The organism is Phenylobacterium conjunctum, from assembly GCF_042679085.1.
GTDB lineage: Bacteria > Pseudomonadota > Alphaproteobacteria > Caulobacterales > Caulobacteraceae > Phenylobacterium > Phenylobacterium conjunctum.
Genome location: NZ_JBHTLQ010000003.1, coordinates 1 through 15,458, shown reverse-complemented (window position 1 = coordinate 15,458; position 15,458 = coordinate 1). Strand labels below are relative to the sequence as shown.

The window sequence follows — 15,458 nt, the reverse complement described above, 5'->3', positions numbered from 1 at the left end:
AAGGAGGTGTCCGTAGGGGAATACGAATCCAATCCTAGGGCTTCGTCCGGATCACATAATCCCTGGGATCGGCGAAACCTAGCAGGGAACGCGCTCGCTCCTCCAGAAGGTCCGCTGAAAGGCTGGAATCGCGCAACAGCCGCGCGCGAGCCTCAAGGTCCTGTCTCTGGACACGCAGCTTGTCGAGTTCCTGCATCTTAGCCGCCAAGGTGGCGTCGCGCTGGTTTGAGGACAAGAGGCCGCGCTCGCCGGTCAGGGCGTGGAAAGAGAAATAGAAGATCAGGAACGCCAGGGCCGCGGTCGGCAGGTAGGGGCGAATTCGGGCGAGCACGGCGCTGGAATCACTTTGGATTTCGAGAGCGCCAGTCTCGCCCGATATGCTTAACTTTGGTTTACAGCCGCCCTAGAGGCGCTTCAGGGCCTTGCGGCCGAGATAGATGGCCTGGTCGCCCAGCTCTTCCTCGATGCGCAGCAGCTGATTGTACTTGGCGGTCCGGTCCGAACGGGCCAGCGAGCCGGTCTTGATCTGACCGCAGTTGGTGGCGACGGCCAGGTCGGCGATGGTGGAGTCCTCGGTCTCGCCCGAGCGGTGGCTCATCACGGCGGTGTAGCCGGCGCGATGGGCCATATCGACCGCATCCATGGTCTCGGACAGGGTGCCGATCTGGTTGACCTTCACCAGGATCGAGTTGGCCAGGCCCTTGTCGATGCCGACGGACAGGCGCGCCGGGTTGGTGACGAACAGGTCGTCGCCGACCAGCTGGACCTTCCCGCCCAGCTTATCGGTCAGGATCTTCCAGCCTTCGAAGTCGTCCTCGGCGCAGCCGTCCTCGATGGTGACGATGGGGAACTTGGCGACCAAGCCAGCCAGATAGTCGACCATGGCGCAGGGCTCGAGGGTCTTGCCCTCCCCGTCCATGACGTACTTGCCGCCCTTGAAGAACTCGGTGGATGCCACGTCCAGGCCGAGCTGGAAGTCGTCGCCGGCCTTGTAGCCCGCCGCTTCACCGGCCTTCACGATGAAAGCCAGGGCGTCTTCGGCCGTGGCGATGTTGGGGGCGAAGCCGCCTTCGTCGCCAACATTGGTGTTGTGGCCGGCGGCCTTCAGGGCGGCCTTCAGGCCGTGGAAGATCTCGGCGCCCATGCGCAGGCCTTCAGCGAAGGTGGCCGCGCCGGTCGGCAGGATCATGAATTCCTGGATGTCGATCGGATTGTCGGCGTGGGCGCCGCCATTGATGATGTTCATCATCGGCACCGGCAGCACGCGGGCGCCGACGCCGCCGACGTACTTGTAGAGCGGCAGGTTGGCGCTGCCCGCCGCGGCCTTGGCCACCGCCAGGCTGACGCCCAGGATCGCATTAGCGCCCAGCCGCGACTTGTTCGGCGTGCCGTCCAGCTCGATCAGCACCTGGTCGATCCGGCGCTGGTCCTCGGCCTCAAATCCCGACAGGGCGTCATAGATCTCGCCGTTGACGGCTTCGACCGCCTGCAGCACGCCCTTGCCAAGGTAACGGGACTTGTCGCCGTCGCGCTTTTCCACCGCCTCGTGGGCGCCGGTCGAAGCACCCGACGGCACCGCCGCGCGGCCCATGGAGCCGTCTTCCAGAACCACGTCCACCTCGACCGTCGGGTTGCCCCGGCTGTCCAGGATCTCACGGGCGGTGATGTCGACGATCTCGGTCACGGTGGCCTCCGGCGGCTCATCAATTTTCGGTGCGCAGCCCATACAAAGCTTCGAGCCCCCAAGCAATCGCAACCGCCTGTCCCGCCTTGACTTCCGTCACGGCTCGGGGCGCTGGATCGCCAGACATCAGGGAGGAAATCATGCTGCTCGTGGACATCAAGGACGGGGTCGCCCTCGTCACCCTCAACCGGCCCGAGGCCATGAACGCCCTCTCGCGGGCCCTGCGCGCCGAGTTGCCCAAGGCCCTGGCCAAGCTGGACGCCGACCCCGAGGTCAAGGTGATCGTGCTCACCGGGGCCGGCGACCGCGCCTTCACCGCCGGCCTGGACCTGAAGGAACTGGGCAGCGATCCGGAGGGCCTGAAGGCCGCCAACTCCACCGAGCCTTCGGACAGCCCGGCCTGGGCCGTCATCGCCTGCAAGAAGCCGGTGATCGGGGCGATCAACGGGGTGGCCATCACCGGCGGCTTCGAGCTGGCCCTGGCCTGCGACGTGCTGATCTGCTCGACCCGCGCCCGGTTCGCCGACACCCACGCCCGGGTGGGCATCACGCCGGGCTGGGGCCTGTCCCAGAAGCTGTCGCGGACCATCGGCCCCTATCGCGCCAAGGAGCTGTCGCTCAGCGGCAACTTCCTGGACGCCCAGACCGCCTATGACTGGGGCCTGGCCAACCGCGTGGTCGAACCCGACCAGTTGCTGCCGACCGCCCTGAAGCTGGCCGCCGATATGGCCCAGGTCGAGACCGACATGCTGATCACCTACAAGGCGATGATCGACGACGGCTACGAGACGACCCTGCGTGACGGCCTGGAGCTGGAACAGAGCGTCAGCCGGGCCCACAACGCCCATGTCACGCCCGAAGGCGTCGAGGCCCGCCGCCAGGGCGTGCTGGCCCGAGGCCGCAGCCAGTAGGGCTGTAAACGCAAAGCCACCCGCCCCGGAGGTCCGGAGCGGGTGGCTTCAAAGCTCTTACTCACCCGGCCGCGCGCAGCGGCCAGAGGAAGACGACTAGTCTTCCTTCGGGGTGATGACCTGGCGGCCCTTGTACATGCCGGTCTTCAGGTCGATGTGGTGCGGGCGCTTCAGCTCGCCGGTTTCCTTGTCTTCGACATAGGAATTGGCGCCGAGGGCGTGGTGCGAACGACGCATGTTGCGACGCGACGGGGAGACTTTGCGCTTAGGAACGGCCACGGGAGAATCTCTCAGGCGTGTAAATGGAAGCGGCGGCCGCACGGGGCCGCCGACGTGAGCGGGGGTGTATGCATGAAAGCCCACGCGGTTTCAAGGGTCACAATAGGCGGAATTCCAGACCTGTTCAGCGTCAACATAGACGAAGGGGGTTTGGGGCGTGGCGCAACCGACTGAAAGCCCGCCTCGACGCCGGTCAGCCCGGACACATCGAGGCCATCGGCCAATCTGATTCGGCCTAGACGAGCTTCGCGCCCGCGGCGGTGGCCGCGTCGCAGGCCTCGCCCAGGCCCACAGCGTCCAGCAGCATCATGCCGTCGATCGCCGCCAGCAGCAGGGCGGCGAGCTCCCGACCATCCTGGCCAGCCGGCGGCTCGAGGTGGCCCTCCACCCAGGCCAGGAAGCCCGCGGCCACCGCGCCACTGACCGCCAGATGCGGTTGGACGCCTCGGGTCGCACCGGCGGCCAGCTCGACCCACAAGCTCATAAAGGGCGCCAGATCAGGGCCTTTGAGCCCCTGCCGCAGGGCGACCAGCAGCTGGCCGAACGGCAGGCGGACGCCCGGCGCCAGAGCCGCGTCCATCCGCGCGGTCATACGCTCCGCGATATGGGTCAGGACCGCCGTCAGCAGCCCCTCCTTGGTCTCGAAGTAATAGACCAGCATCCGGTCGCTGGTGCCGGCCGAGGCGGCCAGGGCCTTCAGGCTGGACCCGGCCAGACCGTTCGCCAGCACATGGTCGGCCAGGACGTCGAGGGTCGCCTGCCGGCGGTCGTCACGCGGGGTCATCAGATATCTGTAGCGCGCGCTACACTCCAGGTATATGTAGTGAACACTACAAGATTCGAGCCAACAGGCCGCTGGAGGGACGCACTACCATGATTTCAAGCTTCTGGAGCCGATGGCTGATCGGCGTCACCCTCGGGGTCATCGGGTTCGGCGCCCTGCTGATGGGCGCGGCCTTTCCGGGCCTCGACGGCCCGACCCTCGCCCTGCTGACCTTGCTGAACGGCCAGACGCCCCAACTCAACGACACGCTCAGGTTCTCGACCGGGCTGATGGGCGCCGTCACGTTCGGCTGGGGCGTGACCCTCTTCGTGGTGGTCCGCGCCGCCCTGGCCAACCCGGAGCTGGGCGCGCGCCTGTGGCGCCCTCTGACCCTGGGCCTGGTCGCCTGGTTCATCCCCGACTGCATCATCTCGGTCTCGACCGGGTTCGCCCTGAACGTCTTGACCAACCTCGTGGTCCTGACAGCGTGGGTCATTCCCCTGCAGGCCTGCGGCCTGCTTCGCCGCCAAGCTTGAAAGGATCTCCCATGACCGAATCTGCAGGCCCGATGGCCACGATCGAAGCCTTCCTCAAGGCCGCCGGCGAGAAGGACTGGGAGACCGCCCTGCCCTTCATCAGCGACGACTGCGAGTACGTGAACATTCCGATGAGCCGGGTGAAGGGACCTGCAGGCGTGCGCGCCGTGCTGGAGCCCTTCTTCGCCCCCACGATCGAGAACGACCTGAAGGTCGTGCAGACCATCATCCAGGGCGACTGGGTGTTCACCGAGCGCCTGGACCGCCATCGCTTGCCGGACAAGTGGGTCGAGCTGCCGGTCGCAGGCATGTTCCAGGTCCGTGACGGCAAGATCACCGCCTGGCGCGAGTACTTCGACCTCGCGACCATCATGAAGGAGTGGCCCTCGGCCTAGTTCTTCTTCACGAACTCGGCGCGCAGCACGAGGCCCTTGATGCCCTCGTAGCGGCAATCGATCTCCTGGTCGTCGCCGGTCAGCTTGATGGAGCGGATCACCGTGCCGCGCTTCAAGGTCTGGCCGGCGCCCTTGACCTTCAGGTCCTTGACCAGGACCACGCTGTCGCCGTCGGCCAGCAGATTGCCGACGGAATCGCGCACCTCGACCGAGCTCGGACCTGCCCGCGCGGCGAGTTCACTGGCCGCCACCCATTCCCCGGTCGCTTCGTCATAGACGAACTCGTCTTCGCCGCTCATGCGCCACACCCCTATTGTCCGGGCGCAGGGCTAGCCCCTCGCCGGCTGTATAGCCACCCTTCCCTGCGAAATTGTCAGGGTCGAGGTATGCGCTTCGGCGCAACGCCGTCCCAAGCCAGGCGAAGCAGGGTCTTCACCTGCGCCTCATCCGCCGCCGGCAGATGTACGCGGGTCCAGCCTTTGCGACCCCAATACCCCGGGACCGCCTCGATCACGCCCTCGTCCAGCAGGTTGTGCTGATCCTCCGCAGGCAATCGGACGACCGCGGCCTCGTCGCTGAGGGTGCAGAAGATCTTCTTGCCCACCATGAAAGCCGGCTTGCCGTGGTCATCCCCCTCCTGAGATTCGGGCAGGAGCAGGGCAAGGCGGCGGAGGTTGTCTGGGGTCACCATGACGACAGGCTAGCAGACAGCGCGCAGCTTGGCCTCGCACGGCGTGCGCATGGCATTATGCCGTCAAGATTCCCAGGAGCTCCCCATGACCGTCCATCCCGCCCTCACCCCCGGCAAGATCGCCGTCATCACCGGCGGCGCCAGCGGGATTGGCCTCGCCGCCGCCAAGCGCTTTGCGACCCTGGGCTTGAAGGTCTGCATCGCCGACGCCAATCCTGACGCCCTGGACAAGGCCAGCGCCGAACTCGGCGACGCGGGCCTGGCGGTGCGGGTAGACGTCTCGGACCGCGCCTCGGTCGAGGCCTTGGCGGACCGGGTGGAGGCCGAACTGGGCCCGGTCGCCGTACTGATGAACAACGCCGGCGTCGGCGGCGGGGGCGACGCCCTGTCCAACCCGGACGGCTGGTTGCGGGTCCTGGGCGTCAATCTGATGGGGGTCGTCAATGGAACCCAGGTGTTCGGCCCCGCCATGGCTGGGGGCGGCGCGCCCGGCCTGATCATCAACACCGGCTCCAAGCAGGGCGTCACCTGCCCGCCCGGCGACACGGCCTACAATGTGTCCAAGGCCGGGGTGAAGGCCCTGACCGAGGGCCTGGCCCACACCCTGCGCAACCGGGAAGGCTGCCAGGTCAGCGCCCACCTGCTGGTCCCCGGCTTCACCTATACCGGCATGATCGCGGCCCGCGTGCCGCAGCAGCCGCCCGGCGCCTGGACGCCGGACCAGGTGGTGGACCGCCTGCTGGACGGGATCGGCCGGGGCGAGTTCTACATCTGGTGCGAGGACAATGAGACGCCGCGCGCCCTGGATGAGAAGCGGGTGCTCTGGAACGCAAACGATATCGTCGAGAACCGTCCGGCCCTGTCCCGCTGGCACCCCGACTGGAAGGACCGGTTCGAGGCCTTCGTGAGGGGCTAGGCCATGTCGGCCGGTGACACCGCGTCGAACGCCGGCCGACGCCGAAGCCGTGCGAGATAGGCGGTGAGGTTCGGCGTCGGCGGATGGCTGATGGGCGTCGAACGCCAACGATGGACGCTGAGACCGAGAACAATGTCGGCCAGGGTGAAGCTGTCACCCGCCGCATAGGGCCGCGCCGCCAGTTCGTCCTCCAGCACCAGCATCAACCTGTTCCAGCGCGCGGCGCTGGCGGCGATGGCGTCCTGCCGTCCCACATAGGCCTCGGGACGACGCACCAGACCCAGGAAGGCGTCGCCCCACACAGGGTTCAGGGTGGCGGACTGCCATTCCATCCACTGGTCGACCCGGGCGCGGGCGCCGGGATCGGCGGGCCAGATCGCGCCGTCGCCATAGCGGTCCGCCAGATAGCGGCAAACAGCGTTGGACTCGAACAGCACCACGTCGCCATCGATCAGCACCGGCATCTGGGCGCTGGGGTTCAGGGCCAGGAATTCAGGCTCGGACAGCTCTCGGGTGGTCCCCCAACTCTGATCCAGCTCATAGGCGAGGCCCAGTTCGGCGGCCGTCCACAGCACCTTGCGGACATTTATCGAGGTCTGGCGGCCGAGAACCTTGAGCATGGGACGTCTCTAGACGCCGGCGAGGCGTCGAATTTCCAGGACCGCCGCATCCTGACTGCCGGGACTCAGGTCTGGCAACGCCAGCGCCCCCAGACGCGGCCGCTCGTCCTTGCGCGACGAGCGGTCATAGGCCGGGTCGTAGTGCGACTCCATCAGGGCGACGGCCAGGTCCTCGAACGCCCCCTCCGCCGCAAGCGCGCGCCAGTCCTCCAGGCGCTTGCGTCCAGGATAGGTCGGCAGGCGCGCGAAGGCGGCCTCCATCTCGGCGGGGTTCTCGATCACATCGCGATAGGCGCTGACCAGATAGCTCGCCCGCGCCTCCCGGCCGGCGGAGATCTCGATGCGGGGCGCGGCCTGCATGGCGCGCCACAGGAGCGGCGGCGTCATTCGGTCGCCGATCTTGCTGGATTCCGCCTCGACCACGATGGGCCGGGACGGATCCAGCCGGTCCAGGGCCTGGAGCAGGCGGCTTTCAAACAACTTCTGACTGGGCTGGGGCCGACCAGCGATCGCACCGAACAGCGAGCCCCGATGCGCCGCCAGGCCCTCCAAGTCCAGGGTCTGGACACCCCGGGCGGCGAGGCGGTGTAGGATCTCGGTCTTGGCGACGCCGGTGTGACCATCCAGCAGGATCAGGTTCAGGTCCTGGCTCTCGTCATACAACCGCGCCGTCACCCGGCGCCGATAGGTCTTGTAGCCGCCGGTCAGCAAGGTCACCGGCCAGCCGACCTGGGACAGGATGGTGGCCATGGCGTTCGAGCGTTGCCCGCCGCGCCAGCAATAGATCAACGGCCGGAAACTGGCCGGGCGGTCGGTCAGGGCTGTCTCCAGATGACGAGCGATGTTGCGGGCCACATGGGCGGCGCCGATCCGGCGGGCGAGAAAGCGGGACTCCTGGACATAGATGGTCCCCACTTCCGCCCGCTCGGCGTTGTCCAGCACCGGCAGGTTCTCGGCCCCCGGAATGTGGTCCTCGTCGAACTCGCCAGGGCTACGCACGTCCAGGATGGCGTCGTATTTGGACAGGGACTGGGCGTCGACCGCCTCGGTGTACTGGATGGCCATGACCAAGTTCTAGTGCGCACGGCCGGCCTCGCCTATGACCGATGTCAGACTTGATCGGAGCCCGCCTTGACCGACACCCCTCGCCTCACCTCGCTGGCCCATGGGGGCGGCTGCGGCTGCAAAATCGCGCCGGCGGTGCTGCAGGAGATCCTGGCCAAGACCCCAGCGGCGGCGGCCTTTCCCGACCTGCTGGTGGGCACGGAGACCAGCGACGACGCCGCCGTCTGGCGGCTGAACGACAGCCAGGCCCTGGTGGCGACCACGGACTTCTTCATGCCGGTGGTCGACGACCCCTTCGATTTCGGCCGGATCGCCGCGACCAACGCCCTGTCCGACATCTACGCCATGGGGGGAAAGCCGATCCTGGCCCTGGCCATCGTCGGCATGCCGATCGGCAAGCTGTCGCCGGAGACCATCGCGGCCATTCTGTCGGGCGGCGCCTCGGTCTGCGCCGCGGCGGGCATCCCTGTGGCCGGGGGCCACTCCATCGACAGCGTCGAGCCGATCTATGGCCTGGTGGCCCTGGGTCTCGTCCACCCCGACCGCGTGCTGACCAACGCCGGGGCCAGGGACGGCGACATCCTGATCCTGACCAAGGGCCTGGGCGTCGGCGTCCTGTCCGCGGCCTTCAAGCAGGAGAAGATTGCGCCGGAGGGCTATGAGGCCCTGATCGCCTCGACCACCCAGCTGAACATCCTGGGCCAGAGGCTCGCTGAACATCCCGGCGTCCACGCCATGACCGATGTGACCGGCTTCGGCGTGCTGGGCCACGCCCGGGAGATGGCCAAGGGGTCGGGCCTGACCGCCGAGATCTCGGCCACCGCGCCAGTGCTGTTGCCGACCGTGCAGGCCCTGGCCGACGCCGGCGTGCGGACCGGCGCTTCGGTGCGCAACTGGGCGAGCTATGGCGACGAGGTGACGGGCGTGGAGCCTTTCGGAGAGGCGGTCCGGGACATCCTGTGCGACCCTCAGACCAGCGGCGGCCTGCTGATCGCTGTCGCCCCTGAGGCTGCCGACGAGATCCTGGCTCTGGCGCAGGCCGACGGCTTTCCCCTGGCGCGCAAGGTGGGACGGATGTCCAAGGCCGGCGAGCGGCCCGTGCGGGTGGTCAGCTAACTCAGCACCAGCTGGCCTGGTCGGGCTTCGGCTCGCGCAGCAGTTCCTGGATGTTGGCCTCGATGATCCGGAAGCCGACATTGCCGTAGAGCTTCTGGCGGCCGTCATTGAGCACGAAGGTGGGGCTGCCCTGGACGCGCATGGCCTCGGCGTCCTGCAGGTCTGAAGCGAGGGCGGCGAAGGCCCGGCCGTCGTCGATGAGCGCCTGCAGCCGGGCCGGATCGGCGCCGGCGGCTTTCAGGACTTCAAGCTGCACGGTTCGGCTCGAGATGTCGCGGGCGTTACGGAAGAAGGCGGCGCGCATGGCCCGGATCGCGGCGTCAGCGGCTCCAGGGGCGCAGCCGCCCGCCACCTCGTCCAACTGGGCGGCCTTCAGCCACAGGTGCGCGCCCCAGGACGAGGTCGGCCGCACGCTGCGCCACAGGTCCGGATGGATCACGGTCTCGGGGAACTGTTCGCCGGTGTGCCGCAGATGGGCGTTGAAGCCGTCATAGCCGCCGCGGTCCGCCCAGGTGGTGGGGATCTTGCGCGCCGTATCGCCGAACACCGTGCAGAACCGGTGCTGGATCGAGACCTGGTCTCCGAACGCCCGCTTCACCTCATCCAGGCGCAGCTCGGCCACATAGGCCCAGACGCAAAGGACGTCCGAGAAGGCGACGATGGGGATAGACATGGCGGGGCTCATCCTAACGTCATGGCCGGGCCTGTCCCGGCCACCCATACGCACTGATAGCTCATGGTCCGCACCGCCGGATCAGAGATCATGGGTGGCCGGGACAAGCCCGGCCATGACAATCCGGAGAGGCGGCGGGACCTAGACCAGCCGGCTGCGTTCCTTGGCGGCGCCGATGAAGCTGGCGAACAACGGATGCGGGTCGAAGGGCCGGCTCTTGAGCTCGGGGTGATACTGGACGCCCACGAACCAGGGGTGGTCGCTGCGCTCGCAGATCTCCGGCAGGACGCCGTCCGGCGACAGGCCCGAGAAGTTCAGGCCGGTGCCCTCGATCGCCTCGCGATAGCCGATATTGACCTCGTAGCGGTGGCGGTGGCGCTCCTGGATGGCGCTGGAGCCATAGATCTCGGCGACCTTGGAGCCTGGCGTCAGGATCGCCTCATAGGCGCCCAGGCGCATGGAGCCGCCCAGATCGTCGCCTTCCTTGCGGACCTGGCGCTCGTTGCCCTGGACCCACTCGGTCATCAGGCCGACCACCGGCTCGTCCGTGGGGCCGAACTCTGTGGACGAGGCCTTGGTCAGGCCGGCCAGGTTCCGGGCCGCCTCGATCATCGCCATCTGCATGCCGAAGCAGATGCCGAAATAGGGAATCTCGTGCTCGCGGGCGAACTGGACGGCGCGGATCATGCCGGCCGAGCCCCGCTCCCCGAACGCGCCTGGGACCAGCACGCCATGCACCTCGGTCAGGCGCTCGGCGATCAGGCTTTCCTCGCGCTCGAAGGCCTCGCCCTCGATCCAGTCCAGCTTGACCTTGACGTTGTTGGCGACGCCGCCGTGGATCAGGGCCTCGACCAGGGACTTATAGGCGTCGGTCAGGCCGGTGTATTTGCCGACGATGGCGATGTTCACCGCCCCGTCCGGATTGGCCAGCCGGTTGGAGATGCCTTCCCAGCGCGACAGGTTCGGGGCCGGGGCATCGGTGATGCCGAACACGTCCAGCACTTCGCGGTCCAGGCCCTGGGCGTGATAGTCCAGGGGCACGGCGTAGATATTGGCGCTGTCCATCGCCTGGATCACGGCGCTTTCGCGGACATTACAGAACTGGCCGATCTTGCGGCGCTCGCCGGCCGGGATCTCCTGCTCGCAGCGGCACAGCAGAATGTCCGGCTGGATGCCGATGGAGCGCAGCTCCTTGACCGAGTGCTGGGTCGGCTTGGTCTTCATCTCGCCGGCCGTCTTGATGTACGGCAAGAGGGTCAGGTGGATGTAGCAGGCGTGGCCGCGGGGCAGTTCCTGGCCCAGCTGACGGATGGCCTCGAAGAACGGCAGACCCTCGATGTCGCCCACCGTGCCGCCCACCTCGACCAGCACAAAGTCGACGCCCTCGCCCGGATCGGACAGGACGAACTCCTTGATCTCGCCGGTGACGTGCGGAATCACCTGGACGGTCGCGCCCAGATAGTCGCCGCGACGCTCCTTCTCGATGATCTTCTTGTAGATCTGACCGGTGGTGATGTTGTCGGCCCGGGTGGCGTTCACGCCGGTGAAGCGCTCGTAGTGGCCGAGGTCCAGGTCGGTCTCGGCGCCGTCGTCGGTGACGAAGACTTCCCCGTGCTGATAGGGGCTCATCGTACCGGGATCGACGTTCAGATAGGGGTCGAGCTTACGGAGGCGGACCTTGTAGCCACGCGCTTGCAGAAGCGCGCCAAGGGCGGCGGACGCGAGACCTTTTCCCAGGGAGGAGACCACGCCGCCGGTGATGAAAATGTACCGGGCCATGGGCGTTCAGAGTAGCCGTGATTCGGCGCCCGCGCCCTGTGGCGAATGGCGCGAAACTGTGGACGACACGCACAAACGGGTCGGGAGCCGCCGAAGCGGCTTTTGGAACGCCTGGATTGTCATGACCTGGTTTAGGGCTTGGGCGCGGCCGGCTGGGCGGGTTGCTCCGCCGGCTCGGTGAAGGGATTGCGCACGGTGGGGGTCGGGGCCTGGATCGGCGCGGGCGCGCTGTCCGAGGTGGTCGGCGCCGATTGGGCGGGCGCCGACGGCGGCGGGGCCAGCTTGCTGGCGTCCAGATTGTCGATCTTGATGCGGTCGACCACCGAGCCCGAGCCGCTCTGACGGCCGGTCAGCAGGGTCAGGGCCAGACTGAGGATGAAGAACAGGGTCCCCAGGATCCAGGTCGTGCGGGTGAGCAGGTCCCCCGCCCCGCGCGCCGTCATCATCCCGTTGGGGCCGCCGCCCATGCCGAGCGCGCCGCCCTCGGAGCGCTGCAGCAGCACGACGCCGATGAGGCAGACGCAGACGATGATGTGGATGGCGAGCAGGATGCCGAGCAGCATATCTTGATCCGATAAGTCCGGGCGGACGGGCCGCGCCGAAATGAAGCGCGCGCTCTACCATCAAGGCGCGCGCATGACCATAGCTAGGTCATGGCGCGCGGATGACAAGGCTTAGTGGCCGCCGCCCATCGCCGCGCCGGGGCGCGGACGCGGGGCCAGCCAGATGAAGCAGGCCGCGAAGATGAACACCGCGGCGGCGGCCCAGAACATGGCCGTCGTCGACAGCATGGTCCCCTGCTGCTGGACCATCCGCTCCAGGCTGGCGAGGGCCTGGGTGTGGGTGAAGCCCGCCGCCTCCATCTTGGCGACGGTCCCGGCGGGATCGTTGAGCTCGCCGGCCAGCATGGCCCGCTTGGCGCTGGCGGTGTTCTCCCAGGAGGTCGTCATGATCGAGGTGGCGAAGGCCGCCCCCGTGGTGCGCAGGAAGTTGGACAGGCCAGAGGCCGCCGCTGTCTCCTCAGGGTTCACGCTCCCCATGGCGATGGTGTTGGTGGCGATGAAGAAGAACGGCATGCCGAAGCCCAGGGCCAGCTGCGGCGCGGCGATGAACCAGAAGCCGACATCGGTGGTGTAGAAGGTCCGCCACAGGGAGATCAGCCCCATCCAGGTGACCCCGAAGAAGGTCAGGTAGCGGGGGTCGAACCTCTGGGCGAGGCCCGCCACCACCGGCGACATGACCACCGCCAGGACCCCGGTGAAGCAGCCGGCGTAGCCCGCCCAGGTGGCCGTGTAGCCCATGGAGGTCTGCAGCCACAGCGGCAGCACCACCACGCTGGAGAAGAAGGCCCCGAAGCTGAGACTGATGGTCACCACCGCGACCGAGAAGCCGCGGTGCCGGAAGACCCGCAGGTTCACGATGGGGTTCTTCTCGGTCAGCTCCCAGATCAGGAAGGCGCAGAAGCCGATCGCGGCGGTGACCGCCAGGGTGACGATGACCGGCGAGGCGAACCACTCCAGCTCCTTGCCCTTATCGAGCATGATCTGCAGGGCGCCGACCCAGACCACCAGCAGGGCCAAGCCCACGCCGTCGACCTTGATCCGCCGGGTCGGGGTGTCATGGGCGATCAGCGCCCGGTAGCCGAAGATCCCGACGAAGGCCGCCACCGGGATGTTGATGAAGAAGATCCAGCTCCAGTGGATATTGTCAGAGATCAGCCCGCCCAGGATCGGCCCGGCGATGGGGGCGACCACCGTGGTCATGCTCCACAGGCCCATGGCCTGGGGCGCCCGATTGCGCGGGAAGATGTGCAAGAGCAGGGTCTGGCTCATCGGCATGATCGGGCCGCCGCAGAAGCCCTGGGCGACCCGGAAGGCCACCAGCATGGCGAAGCTGGGCGCCAGGCCGCAGAGCATCGAGAACACCCCGAAGCCGGCCATGGCGAAGGCGAACACCCGCACCGGCCCGAACCGCTGGGCCAGCCAGCCAGTCAGGGGCACGGTGATGGCCTCGGCCACATTGTACGAGGTGATGACCCAGGTGCCCTGGCTGGGCGACACCGCCAGCGAGCCGGCGATATGCGGCACCGAGACGTTGGCGATGGTGGAATCCAGCACCACCATGAAGTTGGCGAGCCCCAGGAGCAGGGTCGCCATCAGGAGCTGTGCGCCCCTTAGCGGCTGAACGTCAGTGTCGGCGGTCACGGCGGCCTCTCCTACTTTTCGGAGATGTCGATCGCGGCCTTCATGGACAGACCCACCCGCAGGGGATGATCCGCCAGTTCCTTGGGATCCAGAGCGATCCGCACGGGCACCCGCTGGACCACCTTGATCCAGTTGCCGGTGGCGTTCTGGGCCGGGATCAGGGCGAAGGCCGCCCCGGTTCCGCCCGCCAGACCAACGACCTTGCCGTGGAATTTCACCTTGGAGCCGTAGATGTCGGAGACCAGTTCGACCTCCTGACCGGGCCGCACCTTACGCAGCTGGCCCTCCTTGAAGTTGGCCTCCACATAGGCGCGCTGGACCGGGACGATCTTCATCAGCGGAGCGCCGGTGGCGACCTTCTGGCCGATCTCCACTGAGTTGCCGGTGACCACGCCGTCGACCGGGGCCTTGACCACCGTGCGGCCCAGATCGAGCTCGGCCTGGGCCAGGCGCGCGCGGGCGGCGGCCACTTCCGGATTGTCTGAGACCCCAGCCCCGGCGATCAGGCTGTTGGCGGCCTTCTGTTGTTCGCCGGCGGCGACAGCCTGGGCCTGGGCCTGGGCGAAGGCGGAGCGGGCCGAGGCGAGCGCGGTCTCCGCCGCGGTCAGTTCGTCGCCGGACACCGCGCCGGCGCCGGCCAGGGCCTTGCGGCGATTGTATTCCACCTCGGCCCGGCGGAGTTCGGCCTGGGCGCGGGCGATGTCGGAGGCGCGGGCCTCAGCCTGGGCGGCCAGGGCCTTGTCGTTGGCGAAGTACTGCCGCACCCGACGCTCGGTCTGGTCCAGGTCCGCCCGGGCCCGGGCCAGGGCGTAGCGATAGTCCGCCGGCTCGATGACCGCCAAGACGTCGCCCTTCTTCACCACCTGGGTCTCATGCACGGGCACGGAGACCAGGGCCCCGCTGACCAGGGCGGTGACCTGGGCAGTGCTGGCCTGGACGTAGGCGTCCTCGGTCTCGACGTGCTTGGAGCCGACGAACAGCCAGTAGATCAGCCAGATGACGCCCACCGTGCCGACCACCATGGCCAGGACAGTGAACAGGCGACGACGGCGGTCATTGGCCGAGGCGGGAGCGATTTCTTGGGACATGGGAAGTCCTTCCGGGGAGGAATTCAGGCGCGGAAGCCGCCGCCGAGGGCGCGGACCAGGCTGGCGTCAAGGGTGAGCGCGCGGGCCTCAAGCTGGGCCACGGCGCGGCGTTGGGCGATGACGGCGTCTTCCGCCGACAGCAGCGCGATGTAGGTGGACAGGCCGCCCTCGTAGCGAAGGCGGGCGACCTTGTAGGCCGCCTCCCCCGCCTCCAGCGCCTCGCGGGCGGCGGACAGGCGGGTCTGGAGGGCGCGTTCGCCGGCGGCGGCGTCGGCCACCTCCTGCAGGGCCTGAACCAGGGTCTGGTCATAGGCGGCGACGGCGGCGTCGTATTCCGCCCGCGCGCCGCGATAGCCGGCCCGGATCGCTCCACCCTCGAAGATCGGCAGGCTGAAGGCGAGGCCGACCTGACCGATGTCCGAGCCGGACCGGGTCAGCATGTCGAGGCCCAGGGCGTTGACCCCGGTGAAGGCCGCCAGGTTGAGGTTTGGATAGAAGCCGGCCCGGGCCACATCGATGCGGCGGGCGGCGGACTCGGCGCGCAGCCGTGCTGCGGTGAGGTCCGGACGCCGGCCCACGAGGTCCGCGGCCAGGTTGGCCGGCAGGCCCGTCTGGGCGGCGGCGTTCACAGTCGGCCGGGTCAGGGCGAGGCCGCGGTCCGGACCGGCGCCCAGGATGGCCGCGATGCGGTTGCGGGCGACCGCCAGTTGTTCGTCCAGCGCCGCGAGGTCCTGGCGG

19 protein-coding genes are annotated in these 15,458 nt (G+C 68.0%); 5 read left to right on the top strand and 14 right to left on the bottom strand.

Going from position 1 to position 15,458, the window contains the following annotated elements:
* Positions 1–34: 34 nt before the first annotated feature.
* A complete protein-coding gene (locus ACFQ27_RS01655) occupies positions 35–331 on the bottom strand; it encodes an FtsB family cell division protein (RefSeq protein WP_374346690.1) in 297 nt (98 codons plus the stop codon).
* A gap of 72 nt (positions 332–403) precedes the next feature.
* Positions 404–1,684, bottom strand: coding sequence for a phosphopyruvate hydratase (gene eno, locus ACFQ27_RS01650; protein ID WP_377352137.1), 1,281 nt, complete (start codon positions 1,682–1,684; stop codon positions 404–406).
* Positions 1,685–1,824: 140 nt separating this feature from the next.
* Here eno and ACFQ27_RS01645 point away from each other — a divergent pair, with 140 nt between their 5' ends.
* A complete protein-coding gene (locus tag ACFQ27_RS01645) occupies positions 1,825–2,595 on the top strand; it encodes an enoyl-CoA hydratase (RefSeq protein ID WP_374346692.1) in 771 nt (256 codons plus the stop codon).
* 96 nt (positions 2,596–2,691) lie between these two features.
* Here the strand turns inward: ACFQ27_RS01645 and rpmF are convergent, their stop codons facing one another.
* The gene (gene rpmF, locus ACFQ27_RS01640; RefSeq protein ID WP_374346693.1) at positions 2,692–2,874 is read right to left on the bottom strand and encodes a 50S ribosomal protein L32; all 183 of its coding nucleotides are present in this window, start codon (positions 2,872–2,874) and stop codon (positions 2,692–2,694) included.
* Positions 2,875–3,109: 235 nt separating this feature from the next.
* Positions 3,110–3,658, bottom strand: a complete 549-nt coding sequence (locus ACFQ27_RS01635) for a TetR/AcrR family transcriptional regulator (protein ID WP_374346694.1) — start codon at positions 3,656–3,658, stop codon at positions 3,110–3,112.
* A gap of 89 nt (positions 3,659–3,747) precedes the next feature.
* Between ACFQ27_RS01635 and ACFQ27_RS01630 the strand changes: the two genes are divergently transcribed.
* Together ACFQ27_RS01630 and ACFQ27_RS01625 are read left to right on the top strand one after the other, a co-directional pair.
* Positions 3,748–4,173, top strand: coding sequence for a hypothetical protein (locus ACFQ27_RS01630; RefSeq protein WP_377352135.1), 426 nt, complete (start codon positions 3,748–3,750; stop codon positions 4,171–4,173).
* Between the two features lie 11 nt (positions 4,174–4,184).
* The gene (locus ACFQ27_RS01625; protein WP_374346696.1) at positions 4,185–4,568 is read left to right on the top strand and encodes a limonene-1,2-epoxide hydrolase family protein; all 384 of its coding nucleotides are present in this window, start codon (positions 4,185–4,187) and stop codon (positions 4,566–4,568) included.
* Here ACFQ27_RS01625 and ACFQ27_RS01620 read toward each other — a convergent pair.
* Together ACFQ27_RS01620 and ACFQ27_RS01615 are read right to left on the bottom strand one after the other, a co-directional pair.
* A complete protein-coding gene (locus tag ACFQ27_RS01620; protein WP_377352269.1) occupies positions 4,565–4,819 on the bottom strand; it encodes an alkylphosphonate utilization protein in 255 nt (84 codons plus the stop codon). The two genes, ACFQ27_RS01625 and ACFQ27_RS01620, sit on opposite strands and share 4 nt — an antisense overlap.
* Positions 4,820–4,941: 122 nt before the next feature.
* Positions 4,942–5,259 (bottom strand): MmcQ/YjbR family DNA-binding protein, encoded by a 318-nt coding sequence (locus tag ACFQ27_RS01615; protein WP_377352133.1) that lies wholly within the window; start codon positions 5,257–5,259, stop codon positions 4,942–4,944.
* Between the two features lie 85 nt (positions 5,260–5,344).
* Between ACFQ27_RS01615 and ACFQ27_RS01610 the strand changes: the two genes are divergently transcribed.
* On the top strand, positions 5,345–6,175 hold the full coding sequence (locus ACFQ27_RS01610; RefSeq protein ID WP_377352132.1) for an SDR family NAD(P)-dependent oxidoreductase: 831 nt from the start codon (positions 5,345–5,347) through the stop codon (positions 6,173–6,175).
* On the opposite strand, the gene ACFQ27_RS01605 is transcribed toward ACFQ27_RS01610, so the two are convergent.
* Positions 6,172–6,795 carry a glutathione S-transferase family protein gene (locus ACFQ27_RS01605; RefSeq protein WP_377352131.1) on the bottom strand — a complete coding sequence of 208 codons (624 nt, stop codon included), beginning with the start codon at positions 6,793–6,795 and terminating at the stop codon, positions 6,172–6,174. The two genes, ACFQ27_RS01610 and ACFQ27_RS01605, sit on opposite strands and share 4 nt — an antisense overlap.
* Before the next feature lie 9 nt (positions 6,796–6,804).
* Positions 6,805–7,860: a tRNA 2-selenouridine(34) synthase MnmH gene (mnmH, locus tag ACFQ27_RS01600; RefSeq protein WP_377352129.1), complete on the bottom strand. Its 1,056-nt coding sequence runs from the start codon at positions 7,858–7,860 to the stop codon at positions 6,805–6,807.
* A gap of 66 nt (positions 7,861–7,926) precedes the next feature.
* Between mnmH and selD the strand changes: the two genes are divergently transcribed.
* Positions 7,927–8,976, top strand: a complete 1,050-nt coding sequence (gene selD, locus ACFQ27_RS01595; protein WP_377352127.1) for a selenide, water dikinase SelD — start codon at positions 7,927–7,929, stop codon at positions 8,974–8,976.
* A gap of 1 nt (position 8,977) precedes the next feature.
* Here selD and ACFQ27_RS01590 read toward each other — a convergent pair whose 3' ends face one another.
* The 6 genes from ACFQ27_RS01590 to ACFQ27_RS01565 all read right to left on the bottom strand — a co-directional run.
* Complete coding sequence (locus ACFQ27_RS01590) at positions 8,978–9,649, bottom strand: DsbA family oxidoreductase (protein WP_377352126.1); 672 nt, start codon at positions 9,647–9,649, stop codon at positions 8,978–8,980.
* A gap of 141 nt (positions 9,650–9,790) precedes the next feature.
* Positions 9,791–11,428 (bottom strand): CTP synthase, encoded by a 1,638-nt coding sequence (locus tag ACFQ27_RS01585; protein ID WP_374346703.1) that lies wholly within the window; start codon positions 11,426–11,428, stop codon positions 9,791–9,793.
* 131 nt (positions 11,429–11,559) lie between these two features.
* A complete protein-coding gene (gene secG / locus ACFQ27_RS01580) occupies positions 11,560–11,991 on the bottom strand; it encodes a preprotein translocase subunit SecG (RefSeq protein WP_374346704.1) in 432 nt (143 codons plus the stop codon).
* Positions 11,992–12,102: 111 nt separating this feature from the next.
* A complete protein-coding gene (locus ACFQ27_RS01575) occupies positions 12,103–13,632 on the bottom strand; it encodes a DHA2 family efflux MFS transporter permease subunit (protein ID WP_377352124.1) in 1,530 nt (509 codons plus the stop codon).
* Between the two features lie 11 nt (positions 13,633–13,643).
* Positions 13,644–14,720, bottom strand: coding sequence for an HlyD family secretion protein (locus ACFQ27_RS01570; RefSeq protein WP_377352123.1), 1,077 nt, complete (start codon positions 14,718–14,720; stop codon positions 13,644–13,646).
* 23 nt (positions 14,721–14,743) lie between these two features.
* Positions 14,744–15,458, bottom strand: a 715-nt coding sequence (locus ACFQ27_RS01565; RefSeq protein WP_377352121.1) for an efflux transporter outer membrane subunit, incomplete at its 5' end; no start/stop codon positions are given.

Coding starts and splice junctions, on each gene's coding strand:
- ACFQ27_RS01645 (WP_374346692.1), top strand. CDS start 1,825: ATGCTGCTCGTGGACATCAAGGACGGGGTCGCCCTCGTCACCCTCAAC.
- ACFQ27_RS01635 (WP_374346694.1), bottom strand. CDS start 3,658: ATGACCCCGCGTGACGACCGCCGGCAGGCGACCCTCGACGTCCTGGCC.
- ACFQ27_RS01630 (WP_377352135.1), top strand. CDS start 3,748: ATGATTTCAAGCTTCTGGAGCCGATGGCTGATCGGCGTCACCCTCGGG.
- ACFQ27_RS01625 (WP_374346696.1), top strand. CDS start 4,185: ATGACCGAATCTGCAGGCCCGATGGCCACGATCGAAGCCTTCCTCAAG.
- ACFQ27_RS01615 (WP_377352133.1), bottom strand. CDS start 5,259: ATGGTGACCCCAGACAACCTCCGCCGCCTTGCCCTGCTCCTGCCCGAA.
- ACFQ27_RS01610 (WP_377352132.1), top strand. CDS start 5,345: ATGACCGTCCATCCCGCCCTCACCCCCGGCAAGATCGCCGTCATCACC.
- ACFQ27_RS01605 (WP_377352131.1), bottom strand. CDS start 6,795: ATGCTCAAGGTTCTCGGCCGCCAGACCTCGATAAATGTCCGCAAGGTG.
- mnmH (WP_377352129.1), bottom strand. CDS start 7,860: ATGGCCATCCAGTACACCGAGGCGGTCGACGCCCAGTCCCTGTCCAAA.
- ACFQ27_RS01590 (WP_377352126.1), bottom strand. CDS start 9,649: ATGTCTATCCCCATCGTCGCCTTCTCGGACGTCCTTTGCGTCTGGGCC.
- ACFQ27_RS01585 (WP_374346703.1), bottom strand. CDS start 11,428: ATGGCCCGGTACATTTTCATCACCGGCGGCGTGGTCTCCTCCCTGGGA.
- secG (WP_374346704.1), bottom strand. CDS start 11,991: ATGCTGCTCGGCATCCTGCTCGCCATCCACATCATCGTCTGCGTCTGC.
- ACFQ27_RS01570 (WP_377352123.1), bottom strand. CDS start 14,720: ATGTCCCAAGAAATCGCTCCCGCCTCGGCCAATGACCGCCGTCGTCGC.